Source organism: Amycolatopsis azurea DSM 43854 (genome assembly GCF_001995215.1).
GTDB lineage: Bacteria > Actinomycetota > Actinomycetes > Mycobacteriales > Pseudonocardiaceae > Amycolatopsis > Amycolatopsis azurea.
This window is the reverse complement of the sequence record NZ_MUXN01000028.1, coordinates 77,314-98,724: the sequence shown is the minus strand read 5'-3', so window position 1 is coordinate 98,724 and position 21,411 is coordinate 77,314. Positions and strand designations below refer to the sequence as shown.

16 protein-coding genes are annotated in these 21,411 nt (G+C 69.3%); 6 read left to right on the top strand and 10 right to left on the bottom strand.

The genetic code is table 11. The annotated features are described in order from the left end of the window. Window positions 1-98: 98 nt before the first annotated feature. Complete coding sequence (pepN, locus tag B0293_RS37750) at window positions 99-2,672, top strand: aminopeptidase N (protein ID WP_005158285.1); 2,574 nt, start codon at window positions 99-101, stop codon at window positions 2,670-2,672. Window positions 2,673-2,760: 88 nt separating this feature from the next. On the opposite strand, the gene B0293_RS37745 is transcribed toward pepN, so the two are convergent. Continuing rightward, window positions 2,761-3,240 carry a DUF5130 family protein gene (locus B0293_RS37745; protein WP_005158282.1) on the bottom strand — a complete coding sequence of 160 codons (480 nt, stop codon included), beginning with the start codon at window positions 3,238-3,240 and terminating at the stop codon, window positions 2,761-2,763. Next, complete coding sequence (ctaJ, locus tag B0293_RS37740) at window positions 3,227-3,484, bottom strand: aa3-type cytochrome oxidase subunit CtaJ (RefSeq protein ID WP_005158279.1); 258 nt, start codon at window positions 3,482-3,484, stop codon at window positions 3,227-3,229. Before ctaJ ends, B0293_RS37745 begins: the two co-directional genes overlap by 14 nt. 291 nt (window positions 3,485-3,775) lie before the next feature. Between ctaJ and B0293_RS37735 the strand changes: the two genes are divergently transcribed. After that, on the top strand, window positions 3,776-4,129 hold the full coding sequence (locus tag B0293_RS37735) for a hypothetical protein (RefSeq protein ID WP_077241492.1): 354 nt from the start codon (window positions 3,776-3,778) through the stop codon (window positions 4,127-4,129). A 98-nt stretch (window positions 4,130-4,227) separates the two neighbouring features. On the opposite strand, the gene B0293_RS37730 is transcribed toward B0293_RS37735, so the two are convergent. Next, window positions 4,228-4,722 (bottom strand): HNH endonuclease, encoded by a 495-nt coding sequence (locus B0293_RS37730; protein WP_007034711.1) that lies wholly within the window; start codon window positions 4,720-4,722, stop codon window positions 4,228-4,230. Between the two features lie 421 nt (window positions 4,723-5,143). Here B0293_RS37730 and B0293_RS37725 point away from each other — a divergent pair, with 421 nt between their 5' ends. From B0293_RS37725 to B0293_RS37715, 3 genes are read left to right on the top strand one after another with little or no spacing between them, the layout of a single operon-like run. Further along, on the top strand, window positions 5,144-6,121 hold the full coding sequence (locus B0293_RS37725; RefSeq protein WP_005158273.1) for a mechanosensitive ion channel family protein: 978 nt from the start codon (window positions 5,144-5,146) through the stop codon (window positions 6,119-6,121). Window positions 6,122-6,141: 20 nt separating this feature from the next. Next, window positions 6,142-6,537 (top strand): globin, encoded by a 396-nt coding sequence (locus B0293_RS37720; RefSeq protein ID WP_038517366.1) that lies wholly within the window; start codon window positions 6,142-6,144, stop codon window positions 6,535-6,537. Further along, window positions 6,537-8,090 carry a glycoside hydrolase family 13 protein gene (locus tag B0293_RS37715; protein ID WP_039918224.1) on the top strand — a complete coding sequence of 518 codons (1,554 nt, stop codon included), beginning with the start codon at window positions 6,537-6,539 and terminating at the stop codon, window positions 8,088-8,090. The genes B0293_RS37720 and B0293_RS37715 overlap by 1 nt, the downstream gene beginning before the upstream one ends. Before the next feature lie 21 nt (window positions 8,091-8,111). Here the strand turns inward: B0293_RS37715 and B0293_RS37710 are convergent, their stop codons facing one another. Then, the gene (locus B0293_RS37710) at window positions 8,112-9,563 is read right to left on the bottom strand and encodes an LVIVD repeat-containing protein (protein WP_005158265.1); all 1,452 of its coding nucleotides are present in this window, start codon (window positions 9,561-9,563) and stop codon (window positions 8,112-8,114) included. Between the two features lie 87 nt (window positions 9,564-9,650). Here B0293_RS37710 and B0293_RS37705 point away from each other — a divergent pair, with 87 nt between their 5' ends. Next, window positions 9,651-10,301, top strand: a complete 651-nt coding sequence (locus B0293_RS37705) for a DUF305 domain-containing protein (RefSeq protein ID WP_039918222.1) — start codon at window positions 9,651-9,653, stop codon at window positions 10,299-10,301. Here B0293_RS37705 and B0293_RS37700 read toward each other — a convergent pair. The 6 genes from B0293_RS37700 to ettA all read right to left on the bottom strand — a co-directional run bounded on the left by B0293_RS37700 (window position 10,298) and on the right by ettA (window position 21,330). Further along, window positions 10,298-10,591: a hypothetical protein gene (locus tag B0293_RS37700; RefSeq protein WP_005158261.1), complete on the bottom strand. Its 294-nt coding sequence runs from the start codon at window positions 10,589-10,591 to the stop codon at window positions 10,298-10,300. The two genes, B0293_RS37705 and B0293_RS37700, sit on opposite strands and share 4 nt — an antisense overlap. 63 nt (window positions 10,592-10,654) lie before the next feature. Then, window positions 10,655-11,290: a hypothetical protein gene (locus B0293_RS37695; RefSeq protein ID WP_005158255.1), complete on the bottom strand. Its 636-nt coding sequence runs from the start codon at window positions 11,288-11,290 to the stop codon at window positions 10,655-10,657. Further along, window positions 11,283-11,702: an acyl-CoA thioesterase gene (locus tag B0293_RS37690; protein ID WP_039918220.1), complete on the bottom strand. Its 420-nt coding sequence runs from the start codon at window positions 11,700-11,702 to the stop codon at window positions 11,283-11,285. The genes B0293_RS37695 and B0293_RS37690 overlap by 8 nt, the downstream gene beginning before the upstream one ends. Continuing rightward, window positions 11,702-16,675 (bottom strand): NAD-glutamate dehydrogenase, encoded by a 4,974-nt coding sequence (locus tag B0293_RS37685; protein WP_005158253.1) that lies wholly within the window; start codon window positions 16,673-16,675, stop codon window positions 11,702-11,704. The genes B0293_RS37690 and B0293_RS37685 overlap by 1 nt, the downstream gene beginning before the upstream one ends. Window positions 16,676-17,018: 343 nt before the next feature. Next, window positions 17,019-19,637: a hypothetical protein gene (locus tag B0293_RS37675; protein WP_005158251.1), complete on the bottom strand. Its 2,619-nt coding sequence runs from the start codon at window positions 19,635-19,637 to the stop codon at window positions 17,019-17,021. A gap of 16 nt (window positions 19,638-19,653) precedes the next feature. Then, on the bottom strand, window positions 19,654-21,330 hold the full coding sequence (gene ettA / locus B0293_RS37670) for an energy-dependent translational throttle protein EttA (protein WP_005158250.1): 1,677 nt from the start codon (window positions 21,328-21,330) through the stop codon (window positions 19,654-19,656). Between the last annotated feature and the right edge of the window lie 81 nt (window positions 21,331-21,411).

The following is a 21,411-nucleotide window of genomic DNA, read 5'->3' as shown; positions in this document are numbered from 1 at the left end:
ACGGCAGTCGGCGTTGTTCCCGTCGTCAGCACCGGCCCGGACATGATTGGATGCCTGTAGTTGGAAACCAGAACCGATACCGATGACCAGAGGTGCCAGTGCCCGCCCCCAATCTGACCCGAGACCAAGCCAAGCTGCGCGCGGAGCTGCTCGACGTCGAGTCCTACGACATCGAGCTGGATCTGACCGACGGCCGCGGCGGTCCCGGTGTGAAGACCTTCACGTCGAAGACGACGATCAAGTTCGCGAGCGCCAGAAGCGGCGAAGCGTCGTGGGTCGACATCGTCGCCGAGGGGATCGGGTCGGCCGTCCTCAACGGGACGGACCTCGACGTGAGTGGGTACGTCGAGGACAAGGGCATCGAGCTGCCCTCGCTCGCCGAGTCGAACGAACTCGTCGTGGACGCGGTCTGCCGGTACATGAACACCGGCGAGGGCCTGCACCGTTTCGTCGACCCGGTCGACGACGGCGTCTACCTCTACACGCAGTTCGAGACCGCCGACGCCAAGCGCATGTTCGCCTGCTTCGACCAGCCCGACCTCAAGTCGGTCTACCGGCTCACCGTGATCGCGCCGAAGGACTGGAAGGTCATTTCGAACGCGCTGATCGAGTCCGCCGAGGAGACCCCGGAAGGGGCCGTCCGCACCGTCTTCAAGGTGTCCGAGCGGATCTCGACCTACCTGGTCGCGCTGATCGCGGGCCCGTACAGCGAGTGGCGCGACGAGTTCTCCGACTCCCACCGCACGATCCCGCTGGGCATCTACTGCCGCGCCTCGCTCGCCGAGCACATGGACGCGGACAAGCTGTTCACCGAGACCAAGCAGGGTTTCGCGTTCTACCACGAGAAGTTCGCCACCCCGTACCCGTTCTCCAAGTACGACCAGCTGTTCGTGCCGGAGTTCAACGCGGGCGCGATGGAGAACGCTGGCGCGGTCACCTTCCTGGAGGACTACGTCTTCCGGAGCCGCGTCACCCGCTACGCCTACGAGCGCCGCGCCGAGACGCTGCTGCACGAGATGGCGCACATGTGGTTCGGCGACCTGGTCACCATGCGCTGGTGGGACGACCTGTGGCTGAACGAGTCGTTCGCGACCTTCGCGAGCGTGCTCGCCCAGGCCGAGGCCACCGAGTACAAGAACGCGTGGACCAGTTTCGCGAACATCGAGAAGTCGTGGGCGTACCGGCAGGACCAGCTGCCCTCGACGCACCCGATCGCCGCGGACATCGTCGACCTGCACGCGGTCGAGGTGAACTTCGACGGCATCACCTACGCCAAGGGCGCGAGCGTGCTCAAGCAGCTCGTCGCCTACGTCGGGGTCGAGCACTTCCTCGAAGGCCTGAAGGTCTACTTCGGCAAGCACGCCTGGGGCAACGCGACCCTGGCGGACCTGCTGGGCGCGCTGGAAGAGGCCTCGGGCCGCGACCTGTCGTGGTGGAGCGCGCAGTGGCTGGAGACCACCGGTCTCAACTCGCTGAGCCCGCGCTACGAGATCGGCGCCGACCGCACGTACACCTCGTTCGCCGTCACCCAGACCGGCGCCAAGCCGGGTGCCGGTGAGCTGCGGACGCACCGCGTCGCGGTCGGCGTCTACGACGAGGACGAGAACGGCAAGATCGTCCGCAAGCACCGCGTCGAGCTGGACGTCGACGGCGAGCGCACCGAGGTGCCGGCGCTGGTCGGGCTCCCGGCGGGCAAGCTCGTGCTGGTCAACGACGACGACCTGACCTACTGCACGATGCGGCTCGACCCGGCGTCGCTGACCACGCTGATCGACCGCATCGCCGACATCACCGACCCGCTGCCCCGCACGCTGTGCTGGTCGGCGGCGTGGGAAATGACGCGTGAGGCCGAGCTCAAGGCCCGCGACTTCGTCACGCTGGTCCAGCGCGGTGTGCACACCGAGACCGAGGTCGGCGTGGTGCAGCGGCTGCTGCTGCAGGCGCAGACGGCGCTGAACTCGTACGCGAACCCGGCGTGGGCGGCGGACAAGGGCTGGCCGGAGTTCTCCGCGCGGCTGCTGGAGCTGGCGCAGGGCGCCGAGGCCGGTTCGGACCACCAGCTCGCGTTCGTGAACTCGCTCGCCGGTTCGGTGCTCGACGACAAGACGCTGCGGATCATCGCGGGCTGGCTCGACGGCTCGGCGCCCCTGGAGGGCCTGACCGTCGACACCGACCTTCGCTGGCGGCTGCTGCACGCGCTGGTCGCGCACGGCAAGGCGGAGAACTCCGAGATCGACACGGAACTCGCCAAGGACGACACCGCCGCCGGACGGCGTCAGGCGGAGCGCTCGCGGGCGCTGCGGCCGACCGACGAGGCGAAGGCCGACGCGTGGCAGCGGGCGGTCTACGACGACGAGCTGCCCAACGCGGTCAGCGACTCGCTCATCACCGGCTTCTCCCACCCGGGCCAGAAGCACCTGCTCGGCGGCTACGTGACGCGCTACTTCGAGGTCATCGACGAGGTGTGGCAGCGGCGCTCCAGCGAGCGGGCGCAGCCGACCGTGGTCGGGCTGTACCCGTCGTGGGCCGTGGAGCCGGAGACCGTCACGGCGTCGGACGAGTGGCTGGCCGGGGAGCACCCGGCGGCGCTGCGCCGTCTGGTGTCGGAAGGCCGGGCCGGGATCGTGCGGGCGCTGGCCGCCCGTGAGTTCGACTCGCAGGCCGGGGTCTAGAGAAAGCTGAAGGGGCCCTTCACCGCATGTGATGCGGTGAAGGGCCCCTTTGCTGCGTCTTATGCGGGGAAAGTCCCCTTCAGCCCCGTCAGCTGGGGCTGCCGGCCTGGTCGCTCAGCATGCGGAGGGCGTTCACGAGACCGCCGATGAGGTCGCCTTCCTTGAAGGAGGCCACCATGCTGGCCACGGCGAGCTTCGCGCCGCGGTCGGGCAGGCGGTGCCGGGCCAGCGAGCCCGTCACGATCTCGATGGCGCGCTGACCGGGCGACACGGCGACGACCACGGCGTCGGCCGGGTTGTCGGTCGAGGCCAGGAGCCCCTCGGCGGTGGCGCGGGTGTCCTCGCCGAGGTCGCCGAGGTACACGCTGAAGTCCAGGCCGGTCTCGCGGCTGGCCAGCGTCAGCGCCTCGTCCAGCCGCGCAAGCTGCTGGGTCGTGAATGGGCTGATCGGCCCAGCCGGTTCGTACATCTTGGCGGCGGAGATCCGGCCGCTGGAGGTAACGGCGGCGCCGTAACCGGGCTCTTCGTCAACAGCGGTGGACGAATGGGTCAGTTCACCAGTTGCCACGAGCGCCTCCCGTCACCGAAGCTCCGTTCGCCACGTTGACGGCTGTCGCGCCGCCCGCGTGCGAATGCCTGGCGCCGACACCGTCGGGGTTGGCGCTCCACCACATGGCCGGGTACTCCCACGGTTGCCCCGGCCGGTACCGGGCGACGCCCGCGCCCTTCGACCGCAGCGTGGCCACCCCGCACAGCGCGTAGATGGCCAGGGGGATCACCGCGAAGACCAGGATCGTCTCGACAAGGTTCACGCGCGTGAGCGTATCCGATGACACGTGGCCGCACCCGCCCGCACGGCTGTGCGCGACGACACCTGCCGCTCACCGTCCCGGGGCCACCGTCCGCCGCTTGCCACGAAAGCGCTCCCACGTTGGGGCGAAGCCCTGAAGGCCGAAAGGTTGCAACTCAACGTACGGGCGGCCGCACCCGGCGCTGTCGTCTTGTCCGAGCCTTGAAATCCTCGTAGCTTTTTCACCTGTACGGGCCTTGCGCCCAGCTCCCCCACCCCAGCAGGTCACGCACCGGTCGCAGGAGGACATGTCATGCAGAGCACCCAGACACCCGGCCAGGCGATCATCGACGACATTTCGTCACTCTTCGAAATTGGTTTTGTCCCCGGTACGCGTGTGACGGCGGGCACACGGGTTACGCGCGGTACTCGCGTCACTCGCGGTACCCGGGTCACCGCCGGAACGCGCGTCACCCGCGGCACCCGGGTGACCCGAGGCACCCGCGTCACCGCCGGAACCCGCGTCACTCGTGGCACGCGCGTCACTCGTGGCACCCGCGTGACCGCCGGAACCCGCGTCACCTGCGGAACCCGCGTCACTCGCGGCACGCGCGTCACCCGTGGCACCCGCGTCACCTGCCAGAGCGACCTCTCCCTCGCCGCCTGAGTTCAAGCACGACCGCTGGTAGAGAGCTTCACACGGCATCATCGGCTCGCCCCGGCCGCCGAACAGGCAGCCGGGGCGCCGACGTCTTCAAAACCCGGTCAGGCCGCCGTGCCCAGGTACGGCCGCCACAACGGGTCGGCCTCCTTGGAATGGGCCAGCAGCCGCCAGTGCGGGCCGTGCGGGGCCCTCGGCACGACGCGCAGCCGCCAGCCGATCTCGGAAAGCAGCTTGTCCGCCTTCCGGTGGTTGCACTTGGCGCAGCAGGCCACGCAGTTCGTCCAGCTGTGGGGACCTCCGCGACTGCGCGGGACGACGTGGTCGATCGTCTCGGCCCGCCCTCCGCAGTAGGCGCAGCGGTACCGGTCGCGATGCATCAGCCCGGCCCGGGTCAGCGGCACCTGCGCGCGGTAGGGCACGCGCACGTAGGTGCTCAGTCGGATCACCGAGGGCACGGGCAGCGAGACCGTGGCGGCGTGCAGTTCGAGCCCTGCCGGGTCTCCGTGCACCACCTCGGCCTTGCCGCACATCACGAGGACCACCGCGCGCCGCAACGGCAGCGCCGTGAGCGGCTCGAACGTGGCGTTCAACAGCAATACCCGTCTGCGGCCCCACGAAGTCGTGGTGGGTGCCGCCGTAGTCGACGGATCCCGCCCTCTACGCTGTCCGGGCGGGCGGGCAACACCCCCTGGCCGCGTTCCCGGCCCGCCCGGTGGAGCCCCGTGCGAGGGGGCACCTCCCGGATGGGCGCGCAACACGACCTCCGGCGCCTGTCCGGCCAAGGCTTGGCTCGGGACGCCGAGGGGGATGGGTTGTCGGTCTGGCACTCGACCACCTCCACCGGTGCAGGCATAGTCGACCACAGATCAGCCCCAAAGTGCACGTGTGTTACTGGACGTGTCATATGCGCGCGACCCGGCGGCCACATCGAGTTGGCTGTTTCGCATCCGCCGGGGCGCCTGCCGCGCCGAGCAGCGCGAACGATCCCCGCCGAGTACGAAAGGACATTTCCTCTCCGTGAACCTGCTGCCCACCGAACCCCCGGCATGCACGAAGGACGCCAGCACCCTGTGCGGCCAGGTGTTCCAGGTCACAAACAACGAATGGCTCTCCGCGTCGGCCGGCTGGCTGCTGACGAAGCCGATCAAGATAGTGATGATCGTCGCCGTGGCGTTCCTGCTGCGCTACGTGGTGCGGCGCCTGATCAACCGGGTGACCCGGATGCCCAGCGGCTCCTCGAAACTGCCCGCCCTCTTGAGACCGCTGCGGGAGAAGGCCCCCGAAGTTCTCGGGTCGGCCGTGATGGAGCGACGCCGTCAGCGCGCCGCCACCATCGGCTCGGTCCTCAAGTCGGTGGCGACGCTGTTCATCTACGGCCTGGCGTTCATCCTCGTGCTGGGCGAACTGGGTATCGACCTGGCGCCGATCATCGCCTCGGCGGGCATCGTCGGTGTCGCGCTCGGTTTCGGCGCGCAGAACCTCGTCAAGGACTTCCTGTCCGGCATCTTCATGATGATCGAGGACCAGTACGGCGTGGGTGATGTCGTCGACGTCGGCGAGGCGTCCGGCACCGTCGAGGCCGTCGGTCTCCGGATCACCACCCTGCGTGACATCAACGGGACCGTCTGGTACGTCCGCAACGGCGAGGTGCTGCGGGTCGGCAACTCGAGCCAGGGCTTCGCGGTGGCCGTCGTCGACGTCCCGCTCAGCTACTCCGCCGACGTCGAGAAGGCCACCGAACTGATGGCCGAGAAGTCGAAGACGCTCCTGGAGAGCGAAGGGCTCGCACCGAACGTGCTGGAGCCGCCCGAGATGCTCGGTGTGGAGACCGTGACCCCCGAGGGCATCAAACTCCGCCTCACCGTCAAAGTCCGCCCAGGCAAGCAGTGGGCCGTGCAGCGCGCGCTCCGGGCGCACCTGCTCGCCGTGCTGGACGAAGCCGGCTTCGAGCCCCCGCTCGGGCGCTTTATGTCGTCCGGCCCCGCCGGGCAGTAGGACAAGGGCAGAATGGAGCTGTGTCCGTGACCGAACCTGACCCCACCACCTTGTACGAAGCGATCGGCGGCGAACCGGTGTTCACCCGGATCGTCGCGCGGTTCTACGCCGAAGTGGCGGTCGACGAGGTGCTCCGCCCGCTGTATCCCGAGGAGGACCTCGGCCCGGCCGAGGAGCGCTTCCGGCTGTTCCTCATGCAGTACTGGGGCGGCCCGCACACCTACTCGGACCAGCGCGGCCACCCGCGCCTGCGGATGCGGCACGCCCCGTTCAAGATCGGCCCGATCGAACGCGACGCCTGGTTGCGCTGCATCAAGATCGCCGTCGACGAGGAGAACATCGAGGAGCCCTACCGCGGGCAGCTGTGGGCGTACCTGGAGATGGCCGCCAACAGCATGATGAACAGTTTCGTGTGATGGAGCGCGACGGGGCCTGGTGGGACCACGCGGTCTTCTACCAGGTCTACGTGCGCTCGTTCGCCGACTCGGACGGGGACGGCGTCGGTGACCTCGAAGGCATCCGCGGCAAGCTCGGTTACCTGGAGCTGCTCGGGGTCGACGCGCTGTGGCTGACGCCGTTCTACCGCTCGCCGATGGCCGACCACGGATACGACATCGCCGATCCGCGCGACGTCGATCCGATGTTCGGCACCCTCGGCGATTTCGACGTGCTGCGGACCGAGGCGCACAAACGAGGCATCAAGGTCACCATCGACGTCGTCCCCAACCACACCAGCAACACCCACGCCTGGTTCAAATCGGCGATGGCGGCGTCGCCGGGAAGCCCGGAACGGGATCGCTACATCTTCCGTGACGGGCTCGGCCCGCGCGGCGACCAGCCGCCGAACAACTGGGTCAGCGCGTTCGGCGGCCCGGCGTGGACCCGGGTCCCGGACGGCCAGTGGTACCTGCACCTGTTCTCGCCGCAGCAGCCGGACCTGAACTGGACCAACCACGAGGTCGCCGCGGATCTGGAACGGACCCTGCGGTTCTGGCTGGACCACGGGGTGGACGGCTTCCGCGTCGACGTCGCGCACGGCATGGCGAAACCGCCGGGCCTGCCGGACATGGACCCGCGGGTGAACGCGATGGGACCCAGCGAGTTCTACGACCCGCGGTTCGACAACGACCGCGTCCACGAGATCCACCAGATGATCCGCAAGGTGCTCGACGAGTACCCGGGCACCATGGCCGTCGGCGAGATCTGGGTGACCGACGAGGAACGCCTCGCGCGGTACCTGCGGCCGGACGAACTGCACCTGGCGTTCAACTTCCGGCTCGTGCTCACGCATTTCGACGCGGACGCGCTGCGGACCGCCATCGAGCGGTCCCTGGCGGTGCCGAAGTCGGCCGGGGCGCCCGCCACCTGGACGCTGAGCAACCACGACGTCTGGCGGCAGGTCAGCCGGTATGGCGGCGGTGAACGCGGCGTCCGGCGCGCACGGGCGATGGCGCTGGTCGAACTCGCGCTGCCCGGGGCGGTCTATCTGTACAACGGCGAGGAACTGGGACTCGGCAACGTCGACATCCCGCCCGACGCGGTCGCGGACCCGCGCGCGAAGACCTCCGGCGCCGAGTTCGGCCGGGACGCGTCGCGGGTGCCGCTGCCGTGGGAAGGCGACTTGCCGCCGTTCGGCTTCTCGCGGAATCCGCGGACGTGGCTGCCGATGCCCGCTTCGTGGGCGTCGGTGACCGTGGAAGCGCAACTGGAGGATCCGGCGTCGACGCTGTCGCTGTACCGGCGGGCGATCGAGATCCGCAAGTCGCACAAGGCTTTCGGTGGCGACGAACTGGAGTGGTACGGGGCCCCGGCGGGGTGTTTCGCGTTCCGGCGGCGCGGTGGCGGGCTGGTCTGCGCGCTGAACACGTCCGCGAGCCCGATCGCGCTGCCGCCCGGTGAGGTGCTGCTGTCGAGCGTTCCCTTGGTGGACGGGAAACTCCCGCCGGACGCGGCCGCCTGGCTCGTGTGAGCCAGGGCGGCCGCTAGGCGATCAGTTGTTGAAGCCCGGGTGCAGCTTGTACTGCGTCTGGGCGTTGAACTGGTTCTGCCGGACGAACTTCGCCGGGAAGGTCCGCCAGTCGTCGAGGTCCAGGACGTCCAGGCCCTTCACGATGTCGGACGAGAAGATGTAGCCGTTGTACCAGTACGTCGACCACGTGCCACCGCCGACGAGCTTCTCGTTCGACAGCGGGCCCCGCTCCCAGTACGCGATCTCCTTCGGCTTCTTCGAGTCGGTGAAGTCCCACACCGAGACGCCGCCCTGGTACCAGGACTGGACCATGATGTCCTTGCCCGGCACCGGGATCAGCGAACCGTTGTGCGCCACGCAGTTCTCGGTCTCGGACTGCAGCCGCGGGATCTTGTAGTAGCTGCGGAACTCCAGCTTGCGGTCGTCGCCGCGGCCGGTGATCTCGTAGATGCCGTTGGCACCCCGGGTGGAGCCGAACTTCTCCAGGCAGGTCGCCATCCCGCCGCCGCCGAGTTCGTCGGTGAAGACGATCTTGGTGGCGTCGTTGTTGAACGTGGCGCTGTGCCAGAACGCGAAGTTCACGTTGTCCTGAACCCGGTTGATGACCCGCGGCTTGAGCCGGTCGGAGATGTCGATCAGGACGCCGTCACCCATGCAGGCACCGGCCATCAGGTCCTTCTCCGGCAGCGCCGTCAGGTCGTGGCAACCCGTGGTCGCGGACCGGCGGGTGCCGTCGGGGTTGTCGCCGCCGGCGTTGCCGCCGTCCGGGAACAGCACCGGCGTCGCGACGAGGGCGGCCTTCGCCGGGTCCTTCACCGGGACCTTGACGATGGAGAGCTTGTCGTGCGGCGGCTGGCAGTCGGGCAGGTTGGCCGCGGGCGCGTACGACGAGACGTAGATGTAGACGTCCTTGCCGCGCTTGTCCGGCACCAGGGTGTTGGTGTGCGAACCGCAGTCGGTCTCGATCGCCGCGACGTACTTCGGCGCCGCGAGGTTCGAGATGTCGAAGATCTTGATGCCTTCCCAGGCCGACTTCTCCGACGCGGGCTTCGCGACGCTGTTGCACGAGTTGTCGCTGCGCGAGGAGTCGGTCGAGAGGAAGAGCAGGTCACCGGAGATCGACACGTCGTTCTGCCCACCGGGGCAAAGGACCTGGCTGACGATCTTCGGGCGGTACGGATTACGGACGTCGAAGACGTTGAAACCGTCGTACGTGCCGATGATCGCGTGCCCCTTGGTGAACGCGATGTCGGTACCGGTCGAGTCCTTGGTGAACGGTCCCTGCTGCGGGATGTTCGCGATCGACCGGAGGTTGGGGCTGTGGACGATCTCGTCCACACCCGGGATCGTGGTCGCCGAAGGCTCCGCGATGACGGCGGGCGCGGCGAAAGCGCTGGAGGCCCCGAGGGCGGCGACCGCGGCCGCCGACACGAAGACCCTGGTCAAGCGACGTTTCAGCCCAGGTTGCAGCACGATATGGCTCTCCTTCCACCCAGCTTTACGCGAACCTTATTACTTATTTAGGCTCAGCAGATACCCACCAACGGAGGTTCTCCCGGGATGAGAAAATGTTTGACATCGGCGCTGGTCGTGGCCGCTTTCGCCGTCTCGGGCTGCACCGGCGCCGACGAGCCCGCCGCGCCCACCCAGAGCGCGCCGGTGATCGTTCCCGGCAAACCCGGTGAGCAGGCGGCCACCGGCTCCCGCGGTCCGGTGAACCGCGATCAGCCGAACGAGGCCGACGTCGAATACATCACGATGATGATCCCCCACCACCAGCAGGCGAAGGTGATGACCGACCTGGTGCCGGGCAAGACGGCGAACGAGCAGATCCGGGCGATCGCCGGGCGGATCTCGGTGGCGCAGGACGGCGAGGTCACGATGATGAAGACGTGGCTGTCCGATCGCGGCAAGCCGGTGCCGGGCGAAGGGCACGCGGGCCACGGTGACCACGGCGGCGGGCACGATCACGCGCTGATGCCGGGGATGGCGACCGAGGCCCAGCTGGCCGATCTGCGCGCGGCGAGCGGCGTGGCGTTCGAAAAGATGTTCCTCGACCTGATGATCGCGCATCACACGGGAGCGCTGACCATGGCCGAGACCCAGCTCGGCAAGGGCGTCGAGATCAAGGCGCAGGAGATGGCCCAAGAGGTCATCACCGGCCAGTCCGCCGAGATCGAACGCATGAAGACGATGCGCTCGAAGCTTTAGGCGTCGCCCGAGGAGCCCATGTCGCCGGAGTCACCTGAATCGCCGACGGTGCCCGAGACGATCCAGGTCGCCAGCGCGGCGGCCTGGACGTACGGGGCCGCTGCCGCGGCGGCGCGTCCGGCGGCCTTGGCGCGGCCCCATTTCTCCGGGCGTCCGGCGCGTTCCGGCGCCTCCTCACCCGGCGGCCGCTCGGTCCGCCACGGGGTCTCCTCCGGCCTGACCTCGGCGAGGAAGTCCGCGGTCGGGTCCTCGCCGCCCTTGTCTTCGCCGCGGGAGGCACTGTCGTTCATGGGGACAGCCTGACACCGCGGGCGGCCGGAAGCCACCCGCGGTGTGAAGCGGTAAGAAAGCCGTCAGAACAGCAGCGGCAGGAGCGCGTGGCGGCGCTTGATGACGGCGCCGTACCGCGCGTCGATGCGCATCCACGAATCCGTCGCGGTGACCCGGACGACGTCGCCGTCGATCGACGAGTCGACGAAGCCCATCCCGGACAGCGCGAACAGGCACCGCATCTGGACCTTGATCTCCAGCTCGTTGCCGGAAACGGTGAGCACCGCCTGGTCCATCAGCGACGCGGGCGGCGTGCCGTGCGGGCCGACGTTGTCGCGGGCGAGGGTGACCCCGCGATCGGCCAGCTCCGCGATCACCGTCGCCGGCAGTTCGTCCACCAGCTGCCAGCGGCCGGGGGCGGGCAGCTCGGAATGCCACATCAGGTCACGGGCCGGGCCCGGATCCATCCGCTCGCCGCCCGCGACGGTCAACGCGGCGAGCAGCTCGTTCCCGGAGACGGTGATGTCCGACGGCGTGATGTCACCGGCGACGGCCCTGGTGGCGAGGACCTCGAACGGTGTCGTGCTCCACGCCTCGACGACGCCGTCGCCGCGCTGCCGCAACCGCACCAGGGTGTTCTGGTCGAGCCGGACCGCCCTGGCCACGAACGCGCCGAGCGTTTCGCGGTCGCCCGCGTCCGGGATGACGAGCTCAGGCATCCGCGAACCCCTTCTCCAGGAAGGCGCGTTCGTCCTCGGTCAGCCGCCGGGGCCGCTCGGACCCGGTGTCGAACGGTGCGAGCACCGTCTCCGCGGTGACCGCGACCTTGTCGGCCTCGGCAGGCCCGGCGTGTACCCGGTAGCCGAGGGTGAAGCTGGCGTGCTTCAAGTCCTTCAACGAGATCTCCACCCGGATGTCCTGATCGGACACCACGATCGGCGAACGGTAATGGACGGCCAGCTTCACCACCACGATGCCCTTGGGCAGTTCGGTGAGCCCCGCGCGGACGGCGTCCCCGAACAGCAGGGGGATCCGTGCCTCTTCGAGCAGGGTCACCAGGTTCGCGTGGTTGACGTGCCCGTAGACGTCCATATCCGACCAGCGTGGCCGGATCAGGGAAATGTAGCTCACTACCTCACCGTGCTCCGGATCTGCCTCGCCGCCACCGACAGCGTCGCCAGGTCGAGCTTGCCGGACTGGCTGATCTCGTCCAGCGCGACCCGGGCCCGCTGCAACCGCGAAGCGTTCGTCTTCTCCCAGTGAACGATCTTCTCGTCCGGGTCGGTGTCCGAATCGCTGTGCCGCAACGCGTCCAGCGTGATCGCCCGCAGCGACCCGTAGACGTCGTCCCGCAGCGCCAGCCGCGCGAGCGCGTGCCAGCGGTTGCCACGTTCAAGACCGCTGATCGACGTCAGCATCTTGTCGATGCCGAGGTGATCGGAAAGCGCGTAATACAGACCCGCGGTATCCGCCGGGGTGTGCACCGCGTCGATCCCCACCTGCTGCTCGGCCAGCTCCGCGACGTCGGTGACGTCGAGCAGGCCGAAGGTGTGCAGCAGGAGCGCCACGCGCTCGGCCAGTTCGGCCGGGACACCCTTCCCGATCAGCCGCTCGGTGTTCGCGTCCACCGAAGCGCACTCGACACCGCGAAGCAGTTCGTGCGCGCGCGGCGCCATCTCGCCGACGACCCGGCCGAACCGGTTGATCTCGGCGAGCGGCGCGAGGGGCTGCGGCCGGTTGGTGAGGAACCAGCGCGCGGCCCGGTCCAGCAGCCTGCGGGTCTCCAGCATCATCTCGTCCGCGACCTCGGTCGGCACGACGTTGTCCAGCGCGTCGATCTGCGCCCACAGCGAGGGCAGGTCGTAGACGTGGGTGACCACGGCGTACGCGCGGACGGCGTCGGTCGCGGTCGCGTTCATCTCCTCCATCAGCCGGAAGACGTAGGAGATCCCGGCGCCGTCGACGACCTCGTTGGCCACCATCGTCGTGATGATCTCGCGCTTCAGCGGGTGCTGGAAGATCGCGTCGCCGAACTGCTCCCGAAGCGGCTTCGGGAAGTACTCGGGCAGACGGCGCGAGAACACCTCGGAGTCCGGCAGTTCGCTCGCCAGCAGCTCGTCCTTGAGGTCGAGCTTGACGTGCGCGAGCAGCGTCGCCAGCTCCGGCGATGTGAGGCCTTCGCCCGCCTTCTCCAGCGCACGGAACTCCGCCGAACTCGGCAGCGCTTCGAGCTTGCGGTCGAAGGCGCCCTTCGCGACCAGTGCCGCGACGAGCCGCTGGTGCACCGAGACCATCGGCCCGGCGTGCGCCCGGCTGACGCCGAGCACGGCGTTCTGCCGGTAGTTGTCGGCCAGCACCAGCTCGCCGACCTCGTCGGTCATCTGCTCGAGCAGCTCGTTGCGCCGCTCGGCGCCCAGCGATCCGGTCGAGACCAGGTGGTCCAGCAGGATCTTGATGTTGACCTCGTGGTCGGAGCAGTCGACGCCGGCGGAGTTGTCGAGCGCGTCGGTGTTGATCTTGCCGCCCGCGCGGGCGAACTCGATCCGGCCGAGCTGGGTCAGCCCCAGGTTCCCGCCCTCGCCGACGACCTTGACGCGGAGCTGGTTCCCGTTGACGCGCAAGGCGTCGTTGGCCTTGTCGCCCGCGTCCGCGTGGCTCTCGCGCTCGGCCTTGACGTAGGTGCCGATGCCGCCGTTCCACAGCAGTTCGACCGGCGCCAGCAGGATCGCCTGCATGAGGTCGTTCGGCGCCAGCGAGGTGACGTCATCGGCGAGCCCGAGCGCCTCGCGGACCTGCGGGCTCAACGGGATCGTCTTCGCCGACCGCGAGTAGATGCCGCCGCCTTCGCTGATCAGCGAGCGGTCGTAGTCCTCCCACGACGACCGCGGCAGGTCGAACAGCCGCCGTCGCTCGGCGTACGAACTCGCCGAATCCGGGGTCGGGTCGAGGAAGATGTGCAGGTGGTTGAACGCGGCCACCAGGCGGATGTGCTCGGAGAGCAGCATGCCGTTGCCGAAGACGTCACCCATCATGTCGCCGATGCCGACGACGGTGAAGTCCTCGGTCTGGGTGTCCTTGCCCAGCTCGCGGAAGTTGCGCTTGACGCTCTCCCAGGCACCCTTCGCGGTGATGCCCATGGCCTTGTGGTCGTAGCCGACCGAGCCGCCGGAGGCGAAGGCGTCGCCGAGCCAGAACCGGTAGTTCGCCGAGACCTCGTTCGCGATGTCGGAGAACTTCGCGGTGCCCTTGTCCGCGGCGACCACGAGGTAGCTGTCGTCGCCGTCGTGGCGGACCACACCCGGCGCCGGGACGGTCTTGCCCTCGACGCGGTTGTCGGTCACGTCCAGCAGGCCGGAGATGAACATCCGGTAGCAGGCGATGCCCTCGTTCAGCTGCGCGTCGCGGTCCAGGCCCGGGTCACCGGTGGCCGTCGGCGGGCGCTTCACGACGAAACCGCCCTTCGCGCCGACCGGCACGATGACCGCGTTCTTGACCGCCTGCGCCTTGACGAGGCCGAGGATCTCCGTGCGGAAGTCCTCCCGGCGGTCGGACCACCGCAGGCCACCGCGCGCGACGTCGCCGAAGCGCAGGTGCACACCCTCGATGCGGGGCGAGTACACGAAGATCTCGTACTTCGGCCGCGGCTCGGGCAGCTCGGGCACCGCGCTCGGGTCGAGCTTGAGCGCCAGGTACTGGCGGGCGTTCCCGTTCTCGTCGGTGACGTGGTAGTTCGTGCGCAGCGTGGCGAGGATGACCGCCATCAGCCGTCGCAGGATCCGGTCCTCGTCGAGGCTGGTCACCTCGTCGACCAGCCTGCCGATCTCGGTGGTGAGCTGATCGGCCTGCGACGCGCGGACCTCGTCGCCGAGAGAGAGGTCGAAGCGGGTCTCGAACAGCCGCACCAGCGCGGTGGCGATGTCGGTGTGCGCGAGGACGGTGTTCTCGATGTACTCCTGCGAGAACGGGATCTTCGTCTGGCGCAGGTACCGCGAGTAGGCGCGCAGGATGGCCGCCTGGCGCCAGGTGAGCCCGGCGCGCAGGACGAGACCGTTGAAGCCGTCGATCTCGCAGTCGCCGCGCCAGGCGGCGTGGAAGGCGTCCTGGAAGCGGGTGCGGAGGTCGTGGTCCGCGTGGTCGAGGACCTGCGGGTCGATCAGCAGGCCGAAGTCGTAGATCCAGGACCGGCCGCCGTCCTCGCGGCGCAATTCGTACGGTCGCTCGTCGACGACCTCGACGCCCATCCGCTGGAGGACCGGGAGCACCTGGGAGAGGGTGACACCCTCGCCGCGCAGGTACAGCTTGAAGCGCCGCTCCCCCGCCTCGGCGTCGGCGGGCAGGTAGAACGACAGCGACAGGTCACCCTCGTCGGTCAGCGACTCCAGGGCGCGGAGGTCCGCGAGCGCTTCGAGCGCGGTGAAGTCCTCCTTGTAGCCCTCGGGGAACACCGCGGCGAACCGCTGGCCCTGTTCACCCGCGGACTCCTCGCCCAGCAGGCCGATCGCGACGCCGCTGTCCCCGGCGCGCTCGCGGCGCTCGGCGAGGATCGCCTCGACCATCCGGTCGTCCCAGCTGCGGACGGCTTCGTTGAGCCGTTCCTGGATGCGCAGGGTGTCCGGTTCGGACCGCTGCGACGGATCGGTGTGCACGATGAAGTGCACCTGCGCGAGCACGGTCTCGCCGATACGCGCGCTGTACTCGAGTTGCGTGCCTTCGAGTTCTTCGAGCAGGACCTCCTGCATCGCGAGCCGCGAACGGGTCGTGTAGCGGTCACGCGGGAGGTACACGAGGCAGGAGTAGAAGCGGCCGTACGGGTCGCGGCGCAGGAACAGGCGCAGCCGTCTGCGATCCGACAGCGTGATCGCGCCCGTCGTCGTCGAGTACAGCGAGTCGGTGTCGGCCGAGAACAGGTCCGCGCGCGGCCAGTTCTGCAGCACTTCGAGCATCCGCTGGCCGGAGAAGGACTCCATCGGGAAGCCGGCGCGGTGGATGACCTCGCGGACCCGGTTGCAGACCACCGGGATGTCCAGCACGTTCTCGTGCAGGGCGGTGGTGGTGAACATGCCGAGGAAGCGGTGCTCGCCGGTGACGTTTCCCTTGTCGTCGAACGTTTTCACGCCGACGTAGTACGGGTACACCGGGCGGTGCACGGTGGACGGCGCGCTCGCCTGGGTCAGCACCAGCAGCGTCGGCGCGAGCGCGGACGCCGCCGTGTCGGGACCGGCGGTGAGGCTTCGGGCGGCCAGGCTGTCCTGGCGCAGCACACCCAGCCCGCTGGCGAGCACCGCGCGCAGGGCGGGCTCGTCGCTGTCCGGGTGCGGGTTGTCGATCAGCTCGTAGCGGCGGTAGCCGAGGAAGGTGAAGTGACCGTCGGCGAGCCAGCGCAGCAGCCGGGCACCTTCGGCGATCTCGCCCGCGGACAGCCGCGGCGGGTTCTCGTCCAGCTCGTCGGCGAGACGGCGCGCGGTCTCCGCCATCTTGTCGGTGTCCTCGACGACCTCACGCACATCGCCCAGCACCGACGACAGCCGGTTGTCCAGCTCGCGGGCCCGGTTCGGGTCGGTCACCAGGTCGATCTCGATGTACATCCACGACTCGGCCGCGGAGTTCGACGGCGGATCCGCCGGGTCGGCGTCCGGGTGGACCTCCAGCAGCTCACCGGTCAGATCACGGCTCACCACGACGATCGGGTGCACGATGCGCTGCACCTGCACCCCGTCCCGCGCGAACTCGGCCGCGACGGAATCCACCAGGTACGGCATGTCGTCCGTGACGACCTGCACGACGGTGGCCTCACGCGTCCAGCCGTCTTCGGGGCCCGTCGGGTTCAGCAGCCGCACCGCGGGGCGGCCGGGCATCCGGTCCTTCGCCAGCTGCAGGTGCGAACGGACGGCGCCGACGAGGTCGACCGGGTCGTCACCGAGAATCTCTTCGGCCGGGATGTGCCGGTAGTACAGGCGGATCAGGTCGCCGATCTCCGGGGCGTACGCCGCGGCGGCGTCGATCAGGTCGTCCCGGATCTGCTCCGGGTTCACCGACCGGCGCCGGGCGCCATCCTCGGTGCCGACATCTTTTCCGGGCAGGGACGAGACTCCCGTCGAGCTCATTTGAGGCAACTCTCCACAGTAGCGAGATTGACACCGCGACCGGCACGACTCTGTACCGGCCCAGACCCAACCTACAGCTCCGGACTGACGGCTCCACAAGGCCGGGTCATTCCCGTCCGTCGAAGATTTCCCTGCTCAGATGCCGGAATCGCCGTGATCGGTTCAGCTACTCGCCGGTCACATCGACGGTCTGTCCGGGCCTTCCCGCAGACCACCGCACCGGGGTGACCAGCACCCATTGCCGCGCGAGGACACGACAAGCGATCCCGCCCGGCCTGCTGAATCGTTCAAGACACCTTCGGCTCTCACCGAGGCGCAGCAAGGGACCTTTGCTATCGCGCGGTCAGTCGCTTCCGTTGGTGCGGTGCCGGTCGTGACCGTTGACCGGACGCTTTCCCGAGTCCTGCGAGCCGAGCTGCTTCACGAGCGCGGCGGCACTCGCCGTTCCCGCCTGGTGCTCGGCGAGCGCACGGGCGAGCAGATCGGCGAGACCGGCGTCCGGCGGCGGCTCGTCCTCCGCGATCGCACGCGCGTAGCTCTCCGGGAACGGGGTGACCGGCCGCCAGGAGCCGGTGTCGGTGAGCGGGTCCAGCGCGGGCGGCATCCGCAGGCGCGGAAGCCACGGATCCGCGACCTCTTCCTTGGCGCTCTCACCGGGTCCGCCGTCGTACGACGGCGGCGGGTCTTCCCGAGGCGGCGGCGCGAGCGGGACGGCGGGTTCGGCGTACTCGACCGGAGGCGGCTCCAGGCGGGCGCCGGTGGGCTCGGCATGCTCATCCGGAGCGGGCTCGTGATGCACGGGATCGGCGGCGTCCGCGCGGCGGCGGCCACGGCCACCACCGGTGCTCGAGATCCCGAGCCGGTCCAGCACCGATTTCGCCGCGACGGAACCATGTTCGGCGTCGTGCCTGGTCTTGCGCGAAGCGGGCGTGGCGGACCGGCGGCTCCGTTCTTCGGCCGCCCATTCGTCGCTCTCCCACAACGGTGCGGCGGTACCGGGCGGACGCGGAGGCTCGGGCTCCACGGTCGTCCGCGACCGGGGTTCGGCCGCCGGTTCGGGGGCCAGAAGCAGTTCCGGGACAACAGGTTCCGGAGCAGCGGGTTCCGGAATCGGTGCGGGCACCGGCTCCTCGTACCGGACGGGCACCTCGGGCCGCCGCCGGGCGACCGGGGCCGGGGTGGTGTCCAGCCGGGCGACCGCGGGGTCCTGAGGCACGACCTCGTGAGCCGCGGGGGTTTCGCGGACCGGGGGTTCCTCCCGGCGGCGTCGTCCCACGGGCTTCGGTTCCGGACTCGGCGCCGGCGCGGAACGCGGTGCGGGCTCCGGTTTCGGCGGCATCAGTTTCGGTGCGGCGGGTTCGGCCTTGGGCTCGAACCTGATCGTCGGCTTGGGTTGCCGGGGTTTCTTCGGCACCCGGCGACGCCAGTCGCTGTCGGACGCCGCGACTTCCTGAACCGGCTCAGGACGGGACGGCGGCTTGAGTACGGGCGCCTCGGCCTTCTTTTCCACGACCGGCTGCTCCGCGACCCGTGCCGCAGGAGGCTCAGCCGGACGCGGGGGCACGGCGGGACGCGGAGGCTCGACCGGAGCGTGCCGCACCGGCGCGGGTTCCGGCTGCCGGGTCTGCCGGGTTTGCCGCACCGGCTGTTGCGGCGGCTCGTGACGAACCGGCGGCTCGGCGGCGGCCCGCTTCGGCGGTGCCACGTCGATCGCCGCCATCACCGCGGTCACCTCTGTCGACTCCGGCGCGGGAGCCGGAGCGGGCACAGGTGCGGGGGCCGGAACCGGCGCGGGGGTTGGCCGCGAGGCGACCGCCCGCAGGACGTCGTCGAGATCGACGGCGGCGTTCTCGGCCGCACCGAACTCGCCGACCAGCACGTTGCACGCTTGCCTGCGTGCACGGGCGTGCAGATGCTCGGCGGCACGCGAACGGTGCAGGCAGCCGATGGCCTCCTCGGCCCGGCCGAGCCGTTCCTCGATCTGCGCGAGCTCCAGCCACAGCCGTGCCGTGAGGGCGTGGAGATTGTGGTCCTCGGTACCGGCGACCGACTCGCGGACGAGCATGCCCGCGGCTTCCCCGGATCCAGCGGGCAGCAGGACACGGGTGGCCACCGCCAGCCGCAGCCACGCGGCGGGCGCGATCCCGGCGGCCCGGACGGGCGCGTCGAGGATCGGCTGCGCGACCTCCATCGCCATTTCCGTGTCGCCCCGGTCCAGCAACGTGCAGACGAGGTGCAGGATCAGCCTGATCCGGACGAGACCTCCGTCGTCGTCAGGGTTTCCGAGCTTTTCGAGCATGCCCAGCCCGGTCCGCGCCGCGTCGGCGGCCGACGTCAGATCCCCGTGCCGCCGACGGTGCGCCGACACGCCGACCCGCAGCATCGCGCGGATCAGCAGCTGCGAATCCGCCGTCATCGAGCCGTCGCCGAGCACGAGCTTGTCCGCCTCGGCCAGCGCCCGGTCCAGTTCCGCCTTGCGGCCGAACTGCGCCAGGCAGCCGACGAGGTGACACAACGCCTCGGCCCGGTGCGCCGGTGAGACCGCCGGATCCGCCAGCAGCGGCCGCAGGGCGGCCAGCCCGGTCAGCGGGACGCCGACACTGCGCGCGCAGACCGCCAGGTCGATCCTCAGCCGTGCGGCGATGTCGCCGTAGCCCGCGTGCTCGGCGGCGCGCAGGGCGGCCACCGCCCGGCCGACCGTCCGGGGACGGCCACCGAGCCGCACCCGGGCGGTCACCACGAGACTTTCCGCGCGGATCCACTGCTCGTCGGCACCGGCCGCCTCGGCGAGCGCGGCCGCGCGCTCCCCGAGGACCAAGGCGAGTTCGGGCGCCCTCAGGTGCAGGGCGTCCGCACGTTCGATCAACCTGCCGACAGCGGACAGGGTTCCCCCGGTGGCAGCCGTCCGCCCACCCACCATGGTGGTGGGCGAGCCCGGCCGTTGGCGCTTGCTGGCTTCCACGGGGAACCCCCGGCCCTCAGTCGCGGGTCAGCTTGCGATGGGTGACGCGGTGCGGACGAGCCGCCTCGGCACCGAGACGTTCGACCTTGTTCTTCTCGTAGCCCTCGAAGTTACCTTCGAACCAGAACCATTGCGAGGGGTTCTCGTCGGTGCCTTCCCAGGCGAGGATGTGCGTGGCGACCCGGTCGAGGAACCACCGGTCGTGCGAGATGACCACGGCGCAGCCGGGGAACTGCTCGAGAGCGTTTTCCAGCGAGCCCAGGGTCTCGACGTCCAGGTCGTTCGTCGGCTCGTCGAGCAGGATCAGGTTCCCGCCCTGTTTGAGCGTCAGCGCCAGGTTCAGCCGGTTGCGCTCACCGCCGGAGAGCACGCCCGCCGGCTTCTGCTGGTCCGGACCCTTGAAACCGAACGCGCTGACGTAGGCACGCGAGGGCATTTCGGTCTGCCCGACGTGGATGTAGTCCAGCTTGTCCGAAACCACCTCCCATACCGTCTTCTTCGGGTCGATCCCGCCGCGGTTCTGGTCCACATAGGACAGTTTGACCGTCTCGCCGATCTTGACCCGGCCGTCGTCCGGCTCCTCGAGCCCGACGATCGTCTTGAACAGGGTCGTCTTGCCGACACCGTTCGGCCCGATCACGCCGACGATGCCGTTGCGCGGCAGGTCGAACGACAGCCCGTCGATCAGCACGCGGTCGTCGAAACCCTTGCGCAGCTTCTCGACCTCGACGACCACGCTGCCCAGCCGGGGCCCCGGCGGGATCTGGATCTCTTCGAAGTCGAGCTTGCGGTGCTTGTCCGCCTCCGCGGCCATCTCCTCGTAGCGGTCCAGCCGGGACCGCGACTTGGTCTGGCGCGCCTTGGCGTTGGACCGGACCCAATCGAGTTCGGACTTCAGCCGCTTGGCGAGCTTGGCGTCCTTCTTGCCCTGGACCTCGAGGCGCTCGCGCTTCTTCTCCAGGTACGTCGAGTAGTTGCCCTCGTAGCCGACGACGCGGCCGCGGTCGAGCTCCATGATCCACTGCGCGACGTTGTCCAGGAAGTACCGGTCGTGGGTGACGGCGAGGACGGCGCCGGCGTAGTTCGCGAGGAACTGTTCCAGCCACAGCACGCTTTCGGCGTCCAGATGGTTGGTGGGCTCGTCGAGGAGCAGCAGGTCGGGCGCGGACAGGAGCAGCTTGCACAGCGCGACCCGGCGGCGCTCACCCCCGGAGAGGTGGGTGACCGGCTCGTCCGGCGGCGGGCAGCGCAGGGCGTCCATCGCCTGTTCGACCGTGGAGTCGATCTCCCACGCGTCGGCGTGGTCGAGCTCCTCCTGGAGCTTGCCCATCTCCTCCATCAGCTCGTCGCTGTAGTCGGTCGCCATCAGCTCGGCGACCTCGTTGAAGCGGTTGAGCTTGACCTTGATGTCGCCGAGACCCTCTTCGACGTTCTCGCGGACGGTCTTCGCCTCGTTGAGCTCCGGCTCCTGCATGAGGATGCCGACGCTGGCGCCAGGCTGGAGGAAGGCTTCGCCGTTGCTGGCCTGCTCGATCCCCGCCATGATCTTCAGAACGGTGGACTTACCCGCGCCGTTCGGCCCCACCACGCCGATCTTGGCGCCGGGGTAGAACGCGGTGCTGACGTCGTCGAGGATGACCTTGTCCCCGACGGTCTTGCGCACCTTCTTCATGGTGTAGATGAACTCGGCCATACAAGCGATCGTAGAGCGAGCCGATCGGGGCCTTGACGGCGGTCACCACCGAACTACCGACAGTCAGTCCGATATCACTGA